This window comes from Nostoc sp. NMS8 (genome assembly GCF_017115045.1).
Lineage (GTDB): Bacteria > Cyanobacteriota > Cyanobacteriia > Cyanobacteriales > Nostocaceae > Nostoc.
The window spans coordinates 73,225-88,959 of the sequence record NZ_JABXKK010000089.1 but is presented as its reverse complement, the minus strand read 5'-3'; the positions used below and the strand labels follow the sequence as shown (position 1 = coordinate 88,959).

The window sequence follows — 15,735 nt, the reverse complement described above, 5'->3', positions numbered from 1 at the left end:
AAATAAATACTCACAGAAAAATAAGAGCCAGAATTTAGAATGGTTCTAGTATTCTGACTCCTTTTAATCTTTAAATTTTACCTTATTTAGTCAGTAATCAGCAATTATTTGATATTCATTTCATCAGCTTGTAGCGAGACATCGCTAATTTACTAAAAAATTCGGAGGTGTAAATCTGTGACAACAAAACAAGCGTCAATAATTATTGCTGAAGATGTTCACAAGTGGTATGGAAAGTTCCATGCTCTCCAGGGTGTGAGCTTGACAGTCAATCGTGGAGAAGTAGTAGTGCTAATGGGACCATCTGGTTCCGGTAAATCTACCTTTATCCGCACATTTAATGCTTTAGAAGAATACCAACAGGGAAGAATTGAAATCGACGGCATTACTCTCAGTCATGACTTGCGAAATATTGAAACTATTCGCAAAGAGGTGGGAATGGTATTTCAGCAATTTAATTTATTTCCTCATCTGACAGTACTGCAAAATATCTCTTTAGCACCAATTTGGGTACGGCGATCGCCAAAGGCAAAGACCGAAAAATTGGCAATGCAACTCTTAGAAAGAGTGGGAATTTTAGAACAGGCGGAAAAATATCCAGGACAGTTATCTGGTGGACAACAGCAACGAGTTGCGATCGCACGTGCTTTAGCTATGCAACCCAAAATTATGCTGTTTGACGAACCCACCTCAGCCTTAGATCCAGAAATGGTACGAGAAGTTTTGGATGTAATGCGAGGTCTTGCCCGTGATGGAATGACAATGGTAGTTGTCACCCACGAAGTTGGATTCGCCCGTGAAGTGGCTGACCGAGTTATTCTTATGGATAGCGGTTTCCTCGTCGAGTCAGCCACCCCTGACGCATTTTTCAACAACCCCAAAGAAGAAAGAACACGCAAATTTTTGTCACAAATTCTCTAAAACCTCTGCGCTACTTTGCGTTCAACTTTGCGCCCCTCTGCGTTTCACTTCTAACCCTTTTGTCCCACAACTTCACACCAAGCAGCAGCAAAAAATCCATCTGGGTGCTGACTCCATTCCCGCAGACCATTACTCATTGCTGTAAGCGATCGCTCATCAGTCCAACCTTTCTCTACAGCTCGATCTTCTTTTGCAGAAGCCTCAATTCGCAGCGCCAAATATTCTGTAGCTTCACTCAGCGGCTCATAACATTGATAAGAAGCGGAAGCTTTGATATTAGTAAACCCACTTTGGCGCAACAGGGCGCGTAACTCTCTACCTACGTCAGGATTACCAGAATTCTGCTGCTGAAGCCACTTGTAATAAGAAAATGCTTTTTCCAGTTCTGGTGTAGACGGTGCAATCAAAAACCCGCCCCAGTCAGGACTACGAAGCCCAACAATTCCCCCCGGTTTCAAAACTCGCCATAGTTCTCGCAACGCCTGCACAGGTTCTTGAAGATGCTCAAACAGCGCATGAGAAAAGATTGCGTCAAAGGAGTTATCTGGAAAGGGTAGAGCATATATATTTCCCTCTAGAAAATTAGTATTACTGACACCTTGGTTAAAAGCACTTTCAGCAGCTATGCGGATTTGAGATATTTCTCGATCGATACCTGTAAGCGTACCAGGGGCAATAACTCTTGCTAAACCTAAAGCGATCGCACCAGGGCCACAACCACAATCTAGCAATTTCATCCCTGGACGTAAATAAGGCGTAAAAAACGCCGCATGAGTATCTACGCTACGATTTGCCATAAATTTCGTCGCATTGCTCGAATAGCCTGGAGTATACTTTTCTGGCATCGCTTTGACTCCCTACGATATCTGTATAAGTATGATATGTATGTAACTTTGAGATGTCCAATATATATTTATAGATAATTGAAACTTATAAAGTATCAAAAAAATGGAATTGCGACACCTGCGCTACTTTATTGCTGTTGCTGAAGAACTGCACTTCAGTAGAGCCGCCGAGCGATTGCACATTGCTCAACCACCTTTAAGCCAGCAAATTCAGCAACTAGAGGCGCAGTTGGGGGTAGAACTGTTTCAGCGCAAAACCAAGCGACAGGTGCAACTAACGGAAGCAGGGCAAGTTTTTTTGCAAGAAGTTTATCAACTTTTGGCTCAACTGGAAAAAGCAATTGAGCTAACCCAAAAAATAGGAAGAGGTGAAAAGGGACAATTGCGAATCGGGTTTACCAGTTTGGTAACTTATGATTTGCTTCCAATAATTTTGCGGCGGTTTCGAGAACAGTTTCCAGAAGTAGAGTTGGTATTGCAGGAATTAACCACAACTCAGCAAGAACAAGCGCTACAGGAAAGCCGCATCCATGTAGGTTTTGCCCATCCACCTTTAGAAGACAACACACTCAATCAAGAGTGCATTCAGCAGGAAGCTCTAATTGTGGCTATGTTAGAAACTCATCCTTTAGCTGAACAAGAAAAGATTTCAGTGCGATCGCTAGTAAACGAAAACTTTATCATGTTTCCTCGCCATTTGGGCCCCGGACTTTACGACCAGATCGTGAGTCTTTGTCAGCAAGGAAATTTCAGTCCAAAAGTAACTCAAGAAGCGATTCAGATGCAGACGATTATCGGATTGGTGTCAGCAGGAATGGGAATTGCGATCGCACCGTCTTCATTGCAAAATCTTCAGAGGGCCGGCATAGTTTATCGCACTCTGGAGGAGAAAACACCATTAGTAGAAACGGCTATAGTGTGGCGGCAAGAAAATGTCACACCTGTACTAAGGGAATTTTTACGTACAGTCATCAAAGCCAGCAGCGGGATTTGAACTCGCGACCTTCCGATTACAAGTCGGATGCACTACCACTGTGCTATGCTGGCAAGTTTGGCGATTACTTTTAATTAGCAACCACAATTTCTTATTGTACCATAATCAATTTATTTGTCTAGCTCCTTCTTCAGGCTGGACGCAAAAATATCTGGTACAGTTCCAAAACTGTTTTTTCTTTACACAGCTGAATAAAGGAACAGAAATATATAATTATTTTTTACAGATCATAAGCATGGCAGCACTGCTCGGACGAGATTTATTAAGTCTGGTGGACATTAGTCCAATGGAACTTCAAGAACTTCTAGAATTGGCAACTCAACTTAAATCCCAACAGCTGAAGTTGCAGTGTAATAAAGTTTTGGGGTTGTTGTTCTCCAAAGCTTCGACTCGCACACGGGTAAGTTTTACCGTGGCGATGTATCAACTGGGTGGACAGGTAATCGATCTCAACCCCAATGTCACTCAAGTTAGTCGCGGAGAACCCTTGCAGGATACGGCGCGGGTGTTAGATCGATATTTGGATATTTTGGCAATTCGCACATTTGCCCAGCAAGATTTGGAAACTTTTGCTGAATATGCCAAGATTCCGGTGATTAATGCGCTGACTGATGCAGAACATCCCTGTCAGGTATTAGCGGATTTATTGACGATTCAAGAAAGCTTTGGGACTCTAGCGGGGTTAACTTTAACCTACGTGGGTGATGGGAATAATGTGGCTAATTCGCTGATGTTGGGCTGTGCTTTAGTGGGGATGAATGTCAGAATTGCTACTCCTAAAGGATATGAGCCAGATTCTAGGATTGTAGAACAAGCAAGAGCGATCGCTAATAGCAAAACTGAAGTCCTCTTAACTCACGATCCAGAATTAGCTGCTAAGGGATCTGCTGTACTTTATACTGATGTTTGGGCAAGTATGGGACAAGAGGCAGAAGCCGATAACCGAATGCCCATTTTCCAGCCTTACCAAATTTCCGAGCAGCTATTGAGCCTTGCTGAACCAGAGGCAATTGTTTTACACTGCTTACCAGCTCATCGCGGTGAAGAAATTACCGAAGAAGTTATTGAAGGTTCTCAATCACGAGTTTGGGAACAGGCTGAAAATCGCTTGCACGCTCAAAAAGCTTTACTTGCAAGTCTTTTAGGAGCAGAATAGGGAATAGGCACAGGGTATAGGGTATAGTTTTCTTGCTTGTAACCTTTACTCTCTAACCTGTAATCTGTAATATTCTTATTTGTCAAAAGGCAAAAGAGAAGAAAATAATTTTGCTTTTGCCTTTCATATTTTTACTTTTCTCTTGTTATCGGGAGTTTTTTGTAGTACTAATGTTCTAGAGACATTTATAATTACTTCCCGCAAATTTATGGAACGTCTAACAGAAGCTCAACAAGAACTTTACGAATGGTTAGCAGAATACATCCGATCGCACCAGCATTCGCCTTCTATTCGGCAAATGATGCAAGCGATGAACTTGAAGTCACCAGCACCAATTCAAAGCCGTTTAGAGCATTTACGCACTAAGGGATATATAGAATGGACTGAAGGACAAGCGCGAACAATTCGGATTTTGCGTCCTGTGAAGCAAGGTGTACCAATTTTGGGTACAATCGCTGCTGGTGGTTTAATAGAACCGTTTACTGATGCTGTAGATCATTTAGACTTTTCTAATTTCGATTTACCTCCCCAAACTTACGCTTTGCGCGTAGCTGGCGATAGCATGATTGAAGATTTAATTACTGATGGCGATGTGGTATTTCTGCGTCCAGTAGCAGAACCAAATCATTTAAAAAATGGTACTATCGTCGCCGCCAGAGTCGATGGATTTGGTACAACTTTAAAACGTTTTTATCGCCAAGGCGATCGCGTCACCCTTAAACCAGCAAATCCTAAATACAATCCCATTGAAGTCAGTGCTATGCAAGTACAGGTACAAGGTTCTCTCATTGGTGTTTGGCGCGGTTACAACTGAGTAATCGGGAATAGGGAGTGAGGAGTGGAGAATGAGGATTGGGAAAGATAAGTACCAATAACCAATGACAAATGAATATGTACCTGACGAAAAATTCAGTGCAGCAACTGCCCACTTTCCGGTTGAAATTACCATTTACAAGGGAAAGTAAGGGCAGTTATCACACGCAACCATTACCAGGATGCCCAAGAATGCCTGTGTCTCTGCAATTGCGGCAATATCAGCGCCAAGCGATCGCTAGCTGGTTTACCAACAATGGCAGAGGGACGCTGAAAATGGCTACTGGTAGTGGTAAAACAATTACTGCATTAGCGATCGCTTGTGAATTATATCAGCAGATTAATTTACAAGTTCTGGTGGTGGTGTGTCCTTATCGCCATCTCGTTACCCAATGGGCGCGAGAATGTGAAAAATTTAATTTGCAACCCATTTTAGCTTTTGAGAATTTACGCACTTGGCAAAGTCAACTTTCTACCCAAATTTATAATCTGCGTTCTGGTTCTCAACGGTTTGTGACGGTGATTACTACAAACTCTACTTTAATTGGAGATGGGTTTCAGTCTCAACTCAAATATTTTCCCGCCAAAACTTTCATTATTGGCGATGAGGCGCATAATTTAGGCGCACCCAAGTTAGAAGAAAGTTTACCGCGCAGTGTGGGGTTGAGACTGGCTTTATCTGCCACACCGGAGAGATATTTTGATGATTTTGGTACGCAATCTTTATTTGATTATTTTGGCCCAGTTCTCCAGCCAGAGTTTACTTTGAGGGATGCGATCGCTCAAGGTGCTTTGGTGCATTATCTATATTATCCGGTGTTGGTAGAGTTAACTGAAGCCGAAAGTATTGCCTATTTAAAGTTAACTAAAAGAATTGGGCGATCGCTACTATATAGAGAACGAGAAAATGGACAAGCGGGATTTGAAGACAATGAAGATTTAAAGCCGTTATTGATGCAAAGGGCAAGGTTAATTGGGGCGGCGGAAAATAAATTAAATGCTTTGCGGGATTTAATGGCAACTCGCCGCGAAACTACTCACACTCTTTTTTATTGTAGTGATGGTTCCCAAGATGCGGGACAACGTTCATCGCTACGCCAACTTAAAGCTGTTGCTAAAATTTTGGGGGTGGATTTAGGTTACAAGGTAAGCACCTATACAGCCCAAACATCTTTACAAGAAAGGGAAATTCTACGTCATCAATTTGAACGCGGGGAGTTACAAGGTTTAGTCGCAATTCGTTGTTTAGATGAAGGTGTCGATATTCCGGCAATTAAAACTGCGGTGATTTTATCAAGTTCTGGTAATCCTCGCCAGTTTATTCAGCGACGGGGGCGAGTTTTACGTCCTCATCCAGCTAAGGAACGCGCCACTATATTTGACATGATTGTTTTACCACCAGATTTAGATAGAGAGACTATAGAAGTTGAGCGCAATCTGTTAAAAAAGGAATTGCGTCGCTTTGTAGAGTTCGCTGATTTAGCCGATAACGCAGGGGAAGCAAGAATGAAGTTACTTGATTTACAAAAGCGCTATGGTTTATTAGATATTTGATGATGAACTATATATAGCAATCCTAAATGAGTTGTGAAAATGTGCGATGTCCAGATCACTGACTTCTTCGAGAAGTCAGTGATCTAATTTTTCACGAATGATTTAGGATTGCTATAGTTATATGTTTTTGTAAAAACTTTTCGAGTTTTGAAAAAAGAAGCATTAAATATGAAATAATATAATTATGAGTTTGATCATAATGGGATGTAAGGAGCTTTAAAAATTTCACTTGCATCCCATTATGATCTAAATTATTACTAGTAATAATAGCAGAAGACAATTCAATAATAAAGTCTTTTTTCGAAGAAAATTATAAATTTTAAAAAATAGTTTTTGCAAAATTAAAGATAATGCTAACAGTGGCTTTACGGAGGTAAATACAGTAGTAGAGAAAGTTAAAATATAGAAAAACTATATTTCCAATACCCAAGATGTCACAAGAGGCGAATATCGATGATGTGCAAGAGCCAATAAACAGCGCTCCGCCGGAGGTACGGCGAATTATTGAGCGGGTATGGAAGCTGGAAAAAGGCAGGCTAGATAAGAAGATTAACAGCCATATAAATGATAATATTTTAGACATTATTAAGGAGGAGGTGCGATGAAGCTGACTTCAATCAAGCTCTGCAACTTTCGCTCCTTTTATGGTACGACACCAGAGATGCTCCTCGCTGCTGGAGATATTCAGAACACAACGATTATTCATGGTAATAATGGCTCTGGAAAAACCAGTTTACTAAATGCCTTTACTTGGGTATTATATGAGAAATTTAGTGCAGCATTTGCATCGATAGAACAGTTAGTAAATAAGCGTGCGATCACAGAGGCTCAAAAAGGTCAAGTTGTAGAATGTTGGGTAGAGATTGGCTGGGAACATGAAGGTAAACGCTATCGACTTAGACGCGCCTGTCGGGGTTATAAAAACGATGGTGATTTTGACGCTAGCAAAACTCAATTAAGTATGTGGGTTGGTGGGGATGATGGTAAATGGAATATACAATATCAGCAACTCGACGATATCATTAATCAAATTTTACCTGCTACTTTACATCAATATTTTTTCTTTGACGGCGAACGAATTGAACAAATAACCCGTTCTGACAAAAAAGCTGAAATTGCCGAAGCTACAAAAATTTTCTTGGGTGTCGAGGTAATCAATCGTTCCATCAGACATTTGGGAGATGCTAAAAAAACTCTAGAAAATGAGTTAAAAGCTATTGGTGATTCTGAAATTAAACAACTATTACGACAGCAAGAAAAGATAGAACGAGAGCGAGAACGCATTACCAAACGGCAAACTGAAATTAAAGAAGAGTTAGAATATCAACAAACTTTTAAAAAAGAGACAAGTACCCGTTTGCGAGAACTGAGTGCTGCTAAGGAATTGCAAGAAAGATGGCAAGATTTAGAATCACAGAAGACGGCGAATCAAGAAGAATATAAAAAAACGAAGGAAGCGCTAAAAAAAGTTATTTCTGCGCGTGGTTACACAGTTTTACTGTCAGAAACTACATCTCAGTTCCGAGGAATTATCAATGATTTGAAGCAGCGCGGCGAATTAACATCAGGAATTTCGCGGGAATTTGTGAATGATTTACTTAATTCTCAACGCTGTATTTGTGGCGCAGAATTACACGAGGGTAATCATTCTCATAGTCATGTAACTACTTGGTTAAATAAAGCCGGTTCCTCGGCGGTAGAAGAAACTGCAATTCGCATGAGCGCACAAGTAGATGAAATTGATAAGCAAGCAATAGGATTTTGGGAAGAAGTTGATAGGGAACAAACTAGGATTAATCAGTTAAGGCAAAGTATATCGCAAATTGAAGGCGATTTAGACAATATTCAAGAACGGTTGCGAAAAGATGCTAATGAAGAAATTAGCAGTTTACAAAAACGCTTAGATGAAATTGAAAGCAAAATTGATGAATTAAATCGAGAACAGGGTGCAAATCAGCAGCAAATTGCTCAACTTACAACTGAGATTGAAGGTTTCAATAAACAAATCGCCAAACAAAAGCTAAATGAAGACAAGCAAACTTTAGCACAACGACGAATTAACGCCACTCAAGATGCAATAGAACGCTTAACGGAAGTTAGAAATCGTCAAGAACAACAATTTCGTCTCCAATTAGAAAAGAGAGTGCAAGAAATATTTACCGAGATTTCTGTTACTCCATACATTCCTAAAATTAGCGATAAATATGAACTGACATTAGTAGAAAATACTACAGGTGTGGAAGCGCCAGTTGCAGCTTCTACCGGGGAGAATCAAATTCTCAGTTTATCTTTTATTGCTAGCATCATTGACAAAGTGCGGGAATGGAGTGAAAAGCGGAAAATGATGATGATTCCTGATAGTAGTACTTTTCCAATTGTCATGGATTCGCCCTTCGGTAGTTTGGATGAAAGTTCGCGGCGACACATTGCGAAGACAATTCCCCAATTAGCGAATCAGTTGATAGTTTTAGTTACTAAGACTCAGTGGCGGGGTGAAGTGGAAGCAGAAATGACAAACAGAATTGGGAAAGAATATGTGCTTACGTATTATTCTTCTAAGCCAGATTGTGAACAAGATTATATTGAGTTGGGTGGGGAAAGATATCCTTTAGTAAAACAAAGTCCGAATGAGTTTGAGTATACGGAAATTATGGAAGTTGAACGGGATAGGTAATTACTCACGCAGAGGCGCAGAGGTTTTTAGTTACAGTTGAGAAAAGGGAGGAATGACGCATTCAGACTTTGCAAGAATATATCCTCATTGATGCTGAAAAAATTGGTTTAGATTGCTTCCGGTTAAATGATAGAGGACTCTGTGAGTTACATCCTTATGAAGCAGGGGATGAGGTTCATTTAACTAGCGTTGATTTCCATTTTCCGATTTCTCTAGTTTATGAGGATGTTCAGTTTACATGGAAAACGAACCACAGAGGCGCAGAGGACGCAAAGAGAAGAGGGTTAAATTGAAATTATTCTTAACTAATTAGAAGATGTTTAGCGATCGCCCACATACTATCATAAAATTATACCTTGGCAATTGCGTAAACCTAGCGATCGCCCACATACTATCATCAAATTATACCTTGGTAATTGCGTAAACGTAACGATCGCCCACATACTATCATCAAATCATACCTTGGCAATTGCGTAAACGTAGCGATCGCCCACATACTATCATTAAATCATACCTTGACAGTTGCGTAAACGTAGCGATTGCCCACATACTATCATAAAATTATACCTTGGCAATTGCGTAAACGTAGTGATCGCCCACATACTATCATCAAATCATACCTTGGCAATTGCGTAAACGTAGCGATCGCTTTTCGCTGTCGGTTAAGATGGCAACAATGTAAATATTAATATTATGGCTGCAAATAGAATCAGGGTTGCTAAAGATAAGGCTGAGTTAGTGAAATCTTTAGTAGCATCAAAAGACACAACTGGGCCTTTTCAGACTTATGTAGAAGTAATGGTGTTTGCAGCAGCTTTAGGCGTTAAATATAAAAAGTGCGTTCCTTTAGACGTAATTTCTAAAGATTTATCCCCACTACGACAAGATTATTTTACTAGCAGCTTCACTCTGTTGATTAATTTGTTAGCTATCACCGAAACAGAAAACATTAAGATTCTAGATGATGATAATGTTGCTGATGAGCAACGTATTCACATTTTTGAAGAGTATGCGAATGGTGGTTTAGAAATTATACAAAATGAACTGCATGGCGCAGTAGACTATTCAGAGCGACTTTTCTTATTTCTTAGTTATGAGAGAACTAATACAGAGCAAAAAGATGAGGAATTTGATCTAACCAAATTCCTATCTTAGTCTTGAAGTAATGCTTAAAATCAAAAACGTTACATCCACCCCAGTGTAATTTTTACTGTTTTGACTGCATTTGTTACTGCACTAACAGTAGCAGATATTTTATAAGGCTTGTCTGAATTTTTAGGTTGGGCATCTATTCTAACTACATTATCCTTCCAAAGTTGGTTTTCTCTTGACCAATCTAGCTGTGCTAGTTGTGAAATTTTTTCTTCATTAAAATAATTGTTTTCTGGATCGTATATATAGTGCAATAAACGCCCTAAAACTTCCAGCCCCACACTTACACCTAGAATACAATCTTCTTTAAATGCAGCTACTTCATCTATTGTTAGTTCTTCAACAGTTGTATCAGCAATATACTCAGTGTTACTGCATTCTGAGAAAAATCGATTAAGACAAATAACTAAAGCATCAGATGCTTGATAAACATCATAATCTCGAAGCTGATTGCTTGGATCGTTAGTAAAAGCGCAACTTACAAACCTAGCTATAAAATTAGTTGTGTAAATCAGCCTATCTTTATTTGCAGGACTTGCTTTAATCTTTTCTGTCTTATCCAGAAACATTGGTACTCGTTTTATTAATTCTTTAGTAATGCCAACTCGACCAGAGAACTCACCAAATGATAATAACAATGATTTATCTAGTTGTTTGGTTTGAGCCATGTCTCTGAAATCTGCCTGACACTGTTGAAAATCACCCTCTAAAACTAGAGTAATTGCAAAATCATCATCACTGATTAAGTAGCTTTCAGTACTTTCTATTAATTCGTGAATTGCAAGTTTACGATGTTGTCCATCAGTTATATCTAACTTGACTCCACGACGAATAACAACTAAACAGATGCCCCTACCCAGTTCAAGAATTGTTATGTCTTTTGGAGCTATATTAGCGGTCAGAGTTCCTACAATCCAAGGTTTTTCTTTTCGGGAACGGTCAACAATATATTTTTTGATTTCATCAGCATGACCTTTAATCACTGGGCGATTTTTACCAGAATCCGGATCATTCCCACTGGATGGTTTAGCTTGGAGAAGACCAGAAAAGTCACTTGCAGGCACATTAATTTGCAGCATAGTGCGCTTTCCCTGCCTAAAAATAAGTCCTGGATAGCAGCGATCGCGATGATATTGTGAGAAAAATGGCTCAATAAAGGAGCTAAACTGAGCTTTGATCTGAGGAGAAATGTTATTATCAGCATCCTCAATTGGTTGAACCATATCAATATCTAATATAAATTAGTAGTAGATGTTAGCAAACATGATATGCAACCCTTATGGACTATAGCATCGGTAAAAACCACACTGAAAAATTCATACTTAACTTGGCTAGTTCAGGATATGTGGAAGTCCTACCGCTTTCGGTTCAACAAACTCTCCATCAAAGCTTATAGTTTTATCTTCTACAGTCCTAGCATCCGCTAAAGCCTTACGAAGTTCAGCACGTTCCATCTGTTCTTGAATTCCACCCAGGATGTAAACCAATAACTTCGCGGCTAAATCTCGTCCAGCAACCTGCACCCGCTTTTTATTTGGGTCATACAAAACCCCATACCAAAGAGATTGGGGATATTCCATACCACTAAAGCCGCCTTGTTGGTCAAACTTCCGCAGTTTCTTAAAAATATCTGCTAGGGAAAAACCTTTTTTAAATACCAAAATTCCCAAAGCTTGCGCCAATGCAACCTGAGCAACCGGACGGAAAAGCATATTTCCTTCACCTCCATCCTTCTCAAAGCTGAAGCGCCGTAAAGCTGGTGTATCTTCGTGTTCTAAAATTTTATAACTGGAAAGACTAGCCAAATTATCAAATAGCTTGCTAAATTCCTGAATTCCCTGCTCAAGTTCTTCATCCTCTGGACGCATGGGAATTAGACCTTTCTCAAAGGGTTTCCAGTGGGGGAACTTTTGAGCCAAATATCGCTCAGACATATCTTGCAGAGCTTGCAAAGTCGTCAAAACTGTAGAATTGGAAGCCACTGTTGCACTATTCCAATTAACGCGGGGATTGCGTTCTTGTCGTTGTTCTAATAGTGGATGTGTAACTGCAATTTTTCTAGCAACGATCGCAAAACCATCATCCTCATTCAACTGTGTTAGTTGCCCTTTAGTCAACGGTGCAGCCATCAGGTTGACATGAACAAAAATCGATCTTACCCTCCGTCTCGCCTGGGTGCGAGTTTCCCCAGCCGCAACCGCACAGATGAACTCAATACCAATTTTTTCCTTGGGTAAATTTTGCAAGTAAGCAAGGTCTACTTGGTACTTTTCTATCAAATCATTGACTGTAATAAAACTGTCATCAGCACCTTTATCTTTTTTATAGCGCTGAAGTTTACGAGTTTTGATTAACTCCATCAACCCCTGAACTCCCATTAATCGATGTTGTCCATCTAGTGCATAAATGGTTACATCATCCTCAGAAATATTTAGCAGACCTACCTTACTGTCTTTATCTAGGGGTATAAAATCAGTCGTAGACTTTGTAGCGCGTCCTTCGCTATCCCACTCAGCAGCTTTGGGATTATCCACCCACGGTTGATTTATCACCACCAGCACCGGCGGAAACTTATGGTTGTCTCTAGCCGCTAAATACTGGACTAGCGGTGCTTGACGTGACCAATCAAGGGGACGTTGCTGAATTTCATCAATACTATCTGCGTCAATCTCGACATTATCAGTTTCAGGATTGTACTTTTTCTGAAACAGAGGTAAACCAGAGGCGAAGTGAACCCGACCTGCGAACCATTCCAATGTAACAGAGCTAACATAAGCCTCAGTACCACCCATCTCGGTTTTTTGAACGAGAATCTGATCTTTTCTCCCTAAAAACTTCTCTAGGAGTAAAGCTAGTACCTGTTTTTCCTTGTCTTCCCGTTCCAGGTATTCTCTAGCGATATCAGAGGTGGGGTCAGATGCACTATCTTTCATGTTAAATTTTAAAAACAGAATAGGATTATGTCGTTTAATTATCCAAAAATTTGGATATTAGCAGTAAGGTTTTTAAAAACTTTTCTTCAACCCAGGTCGCTGGGTTTTGTATGTGTAGACGCGAATTCTATTCGCCCTATTTACCCCGATATTACGCCAGGTTTCCTGAGAGAAGGAGAAATGACTACAGCACAACAAGCAGAAAATAAAGGTCAGCAAACACGTACTGTAGCAGAGTTAGTGGACTACATCCAAGTTCTCACCATTGAAATTCAAGAATTGTATTGTTTAGATGAGATACCTTGGGTTTTAGGCGTGTCTTGGGGAAAAGACTCTAGCACAGTATTGCAGCTTGTGTGGAATGCGATCGCTGCTCTTCCTCCAGAAAAAAGAACTAAAACAGTCTATGTAATTACAACCGATACTCAGGTAGAAAATCCTGTAGTGTCTGCTTGGGTTCGCAAATCCTTGCAGAATCTCAAAGTAGCTGCAAAAAAACACGGGATGCCAATCGATCCACATTTACTACAACCAGTAATTCAAGACACATTTTGGGTAAATCTTATTGGTAAAGGATATCCAGCACCTCGTAACCAGTTTCGCTGGTGTACACCACGTTTAAAAATTAATCCTGCTAATCAATTCATCCGTGAAATAGTTAGAGCTAACGGTGAAACAATTCTTGTATTGGGTACTCGCAAAGCAGAAAGCTCAAAACGTGCTGCCACAATGAAAAAGCATCAAGTTGATAGAGTACGCGATCGCCTGAGTCCTAATGCCAGCCTACCCAACTCCTTAATTTATACCCCTATTGAAGATTGGAGTAATAACGATGTCTGGATATACCTGAATCAGTGGGATAATCCTTGGGGACAAAGTAATAAAGAATTATTTGCTATGTATCGAGGTGCAACAGCCGATAATGAATGTCCGCTAGTTGTTGATACTTCTACTCCTAGCTGTGGTGATTCACGATTTGGTTGCTGGGTTTGCACACTAGTGAATAAGGATAAATCAATGGAGGCTATGATCCAAAATGATGAAGAAAAAGAATGGATGCAGCCTCTATTAGATATTCGTAATGAACTAGATATTCAAGATGACCGAGATAAGAGAGACTTTAGAAGAATTTGGGGAGATGTTCAGCTTTTTGAGCGAAATAAAGATGGAAAACATTCTGTTGAACCAATACCTGGCCCCTATATCAAATATTGGCGGGAACATTGGCTTAGACGATTATTAGAAGCGCAAACAAAAACCCGTCTTACAGCGCCAGAAAATATGCGCGATATCACCCTAATTACTCTAGAAGAAATGAGCGAAATTCGCCGCATTTGGCTAGAAGAAAAACACGAATTTGATGATAGCTTACCCCGGATTTATCAAGAAGTGACTGGCGAAGAATTTCAAGATCCCCGTCCTGGTGCAGACTATAGCCTACTAGGTCGTGATGAATGGATAGTATTAGAAGAAATCTGTGAAGGTGACGCGATGCACTTGGAACTCATGGCGAAATTGTTAGACACAGAACGCCAGTATCGCAAAAAGACTCGTCGCGTGGGAATATACGAAACCCTAGAAAAATGTTTTAATACGAGTTCCCGTTCTCCAGAAGATGCGATTAAAAACGCTCGTTTGAAACGCGAATTAAGCGAAGCAGTTAGTCAAGGTGATGTTGCAAAAGTCAAGCAGATGACTTTGGGTGATGTTGCAGCTATTAATGAGATAGATGAAGGTGAAAGTGATGAAGAGGTAACTTGGGCAAGCATGAAATTTAAAAAGGAAAACTCAGAATAATAGAAGACCGGAGTCAACCAAACTACTTAAAGAAGGCTTGACAAAGTTGGGTTATCTTAAAACAGGCGAGGTTCTATGATTCAAGCCATACACAAATTAGTAACTTTTAAAGATTTTGCAGCTTGGCGGCCTGAGGGTGGAAGATACGAATTACATGATGGCGTGATTGTTGAAATGGCTCAACCAGTGGGAGATCATGAGGATGTTATTGGTTTTTTGGCGCTAAATATATCTATCGAAATTGGGCGACACAAACTTCCCTACTTCATTCCAAAAACTGTATTAGTCAAACCATCTGAAGGTGAATCAGCTTATTCACCAGACATATTAATAATCAATCGACCAAATTTAGTGAATGAGCCTTTATGGAAAAAGGAATCAACTGTATCTCAAGCTGCATCTATTCCATTGGTTATTGAAGTTGTTAGTACTAATTGGCGGGATGATTACTACAAAAAATTAGCTGACTATGAAGCTATAGGTATTCCCGAATATTGGATTATAGATTATGCGGCTTATGGCGCTAGGAAGTTTATTGGCAATCCTAAACTGCCTACTATATCCATTTATCAATTAATTGATGGTGAGTACCAAGTTACTCAATTTAGAGGCGATACCCATATTGTCTCTCCTACTTTCCCAGAATTGAATTTAACCGCCGAACAGATTTTTCAAGCTGGAGGTGTGCAAATTTAGACACGCTTACCAACACCGAGACAGATGCGATCGCATTTCTTAACAGTTAGTGATGGGATTATTTATATTTCATAGAAAATATTTTTTCTCAATGCGTAGTTATAAGTAGTCAGACAAAATCATCTAATTAATTTTATCTGATTCCTTTCATCACAAACTTTCTGCTTCTGCGATCGCTGTCGAATTCATGTTAATCTTAA

General features: G+C 39.9%; 13 protein-coding genes, 1 tRNA gene and 1 pseudogene. 11 read left to right on the top strand and 4 right to left on the bottom strand.

Translation table 11 applies throughout. The annotated features are described in order from the left end of the window. Positions 1 to 177: 177 nt before the first annotated feature. Entirely contained in the window at positions 178 to 921 is a 744-nt protein-coding gene (locus HWQ39_RS18455) for an amino acid ABC transporter ATP-binding protein (protein ID WP_292848052.1), read from the top strand. Between the two features lie 50 nt (positions 922 to 971). On the opposite strand, the gene HWQ39_RS18450 is transcribed toward HWQ39_RS18455, so the two are convergent. Next, a complete protein-coding gene (locus HWQ39_RS18450; protein WP_292848049.1) occupies positions 972 to 1,718 on the bottom strand; it encodes a methyltransferase domain-containing protein in 747 nt (248 codons plus the stop codon). A gap of 151 nt (positions 1,719 to 1,869) precedes the next feature. Here HWQ39_RS18450 and HWQ39_RS18445 point away from each other — a divergent pair, with 151 nt between their 5' ends. Then, positions 1,870 to 2,760 (top strand): LysR family transcriptional regulator, encoded by an 891-nt coding sequence (locus HWQ39_RS18445; RefSeq protein ID WP_292848046.1) that lies wholly within the window; start codon positions 1,870 to 1,872, stop codon positions 2,758 to 2,760. Here the strand turns inward: HWQ39_RS18445 and HWQ39_RS18440 are convergent. Beyond that, positions 2,742 to 2,813, bottom strand: a tRNA-Thr gene (locus HWQ39_RS18440). The two genes, HWQ39_RS18445 and HWQ39_RS18440, sit on opposite strands and share 19 nt — an antisense overlap. A 182-nt stretch (positions 2,814 to 2,995) precedes the next feature. Between HWQ39_RS18440 and argF the strand changes: the two genes are divergently transcribed. The 7 genes and pseudogenes from argF (at position 2,996) to HWQ39_RS18405 (ending at position 10,112) form a co-directional block, all read left to right on the top strand. Beyond that, positions 2,996 to 3,916, top strand: a complete 921-nt coding sequence (gene argF / locus HWQ39_RS18435) for an ornithine carbamoyltransferase (protein WP_292848044.1) — start codon at positions 2,996 to 2,998, stop codon at positions 3,914 to 3,916. 208 nt (positions 3,917 to 4,124) lie between these two features. After that, positions 4,125 to 4,730 (top strand): transcriptional repressor LexA, encoded by a 606-nt coding sequence (gene lexA, locus HWQ39_RS18430; RefSeq protein ID WP_163929533.1) that lies wholly within the window; start codon positions 4,125 to 4,127, stop codon positions 4,728 to 4,730. Positions 4,731 to 4,807: 77 nt separating this feature from the next. After that, entirely contained in the window at positions 4,808 to 6,283 is a 1,476-nt protein-coding gene (locus HWQ39_RS18425) for a DNA phosphorothioation system restriction enzyme (RefSeq protein ID WP_292848042.1), read from the top strand. Positions 6,284 to 6,714: 431 nt separating this feature from the next. Next, positions 6,715 to 6,888, top strand: a complete 174-nt coding sequence (locus HWQ39_RS18420) for a hypothetical protein (RefSeq protein ID WP_167755996.1) — start codon at positions 6,715 to 6,717, stop codon at positions 6,886 to 6,888. Then, complete coding sequence (locus HWQ39_RS18415; RefSeq protein ID WP_292848035.1) at positions 6,885 to 8,957, top strand: AAA family ATPase; 2,073 nt, start codon at positions 6,885 to 6,887, stop codon at positions 8,955 to 8,957. The genes HWQ39_RS18420 and HWQ39_RS18415 overlap by 4 nt, the downstream gene beginning before the upstream one ends. A gap of 56 nt (positions 8,958 to 9,013) precedes the next feature. Next, positions 9,014 to 9,250 (top strand): annotated as a pseudogene (locus HWQ39_RS18410) (Uma2 family endonuclease); the annotation flags it as partial. 400 nt (positions 9,251 to 9,650) lie between these two features. Then, positions 9,651 to 10,112 (top strand): DNA phosphorothioation-associated protein 4, encoded by a 462-nt coding sequence (locus HWQ39_RS18405; protein WP_292848032.1) that lies wholly within the window; start codon positions 9,651 to 9,653, stop codon positions 10,110 to 10,112. A 29-nt stretch (positions 10,113 to 10,141) separates the two neighbouring features. On the opposite strand, the gene HWQ39_RS18400 is transcribed toward HWQ39_RS18405, so the two are convergent. Further along, the gene (locus HWQ39_RS18400; protein WP_292848029.1) at positions 10,142 to 11,332 is read right to left on the bottom strand and encodes a DNA sulfur modification protein DndB; all 1,191 of its coding nucleotides are present in this window, start codon (positions 11,330 to 11,332) and stop codon (positions 10,142 to 10,144) included. Positions 11,333 to 11,440: 108 nt separating this feature from the next. Continuing rightward, positions 11,441 to 13,042 (bottom strand): DGQHR domain-containing protein, encoded by a 1,602-nt coding sequence (locus HWQ39_RS18395; protein WP_292848026.1) that lies wholly within the window; start codon positions 13,040 to 13,042, stop codon positions 11,441 to 11,443. A gap of 180 nt (positions 13,043 to 13,222) precedes the next feature. On the opposite strand from HWQ39_RS18395, the gene dndC reads away from it, so the two are divergent. Both dndC and HWQ39_RS18385 read left to right on the top strand, forming a co-directional pair. Then, a complete protein-coding gene (gene dndC, locus HWQ39_RS18390) occupies positions 13,223 to 14,839 on the top strand; it encodes a DNA phosphorothioation system sulfurtransferase DndC (protein ID WP_292848023.1) in 1,617 nt (538 codons plus the stop codon). Between the two features lie 75 nt (positions 14,840 to 14,914). After that, a complete protein-coding gene (locus tag HWQ39_RS18385) occupies positions 14,915 to 15,535 on the top strand; it encodes a Uma2 family endonuclease (protein ID WP_292848020.1) in 621 nt (206 codons plus the stop codon). Positions 15,536 to 15,735 lie beyond the last annotated feature (200 nt).

Excerpts from the sequence above, each read along its gene's own strand:
- HWQ39_RS18450 (WP_292848049.1), bottom strand. The coding sequence starts at position 1,718 with ATGGCAAATCGTAGCGTAGATACTCATGCGGCGTTTTTTACGCCTTAT.
- HWQ39_RS18445 (WP_292848046.1), top strand. The coding sequence starts at position 1,870 with ATGGAATTGCGACACCTGCGCTACTTTATTGCTGTTGCTGAAGAACTG.
- argF (WP_292848044.1), top strand. The coding sequence starts at position 2,996 with ATGGCAGCACTGCTCGGACGAGATTTATTAAGTCTGGTGGACATTAGT.
- lexA (WP_163929533.1), top strand. The coding sequence starts at position 4,125 with ATGGAACGTCTAACAGAAGCTCAACAAGAACTTTACGAATGGTTAGCA.
- HWQ39_RS18425 (WP_292848042.1), top strand. The coding sequence starts at position 4,808 with ATGTACCTGACGAAAAATTCAGTGCAGCAACTGCCCACTTTCCGGTTG.
- HWQ39_RS18420 (WP_167755996.1), top strand. The coding sequence starts at position 6,715 with ATGTCACAAGAGGCGAATATCGATGATGTGCAAGAGCCAATAAACAGC.
- HWQ39_RS18415 (WP_292848035.1), top strand. The coding sequence starts at position 6,885 with ATGAAGCTGACTTCAATCAAGCTCTGCAACTTTCGCTCCTTTTATGGT.
- HWQ39_RS18405 (WP_292848032.1), top strand. The coding sequence starts at position 9,651 with ATGGCTGCAAATAGAATCAGGGTTGCTAAAGATAAGGCTGAGTTAGTG.
- HWQ39_RS18400 (WP_292848029.1), bottom strand. The coding sequence starts at position 11,332 with ATGGTTCAACCAATTGAGGATGCTGATAATAACATTTCTCCTCAGATC.
- HWQ39_RS18395 (WP_292848026.1), bottom strand. The coding sequence starts at position 13,042 with ATGAAAGATAGTGCATCTGACCCCACCTCTGATATCGCTAGAGAATAC.
- dndC (WP_292848023.1), top strand. The coding sequence starts at position 13,223 with ATGACTACAGCACAACAAGCAGAAAATAAAGGTCAGCAAACACGTACT.
- HWQ39_RS18385 (WP_292848020.1), top strand. The coding sequence starts at position 14,915 with ATGATTCAAGCCATACACAAATTAGTAACTTTTAAAGATTTTGCAGCT.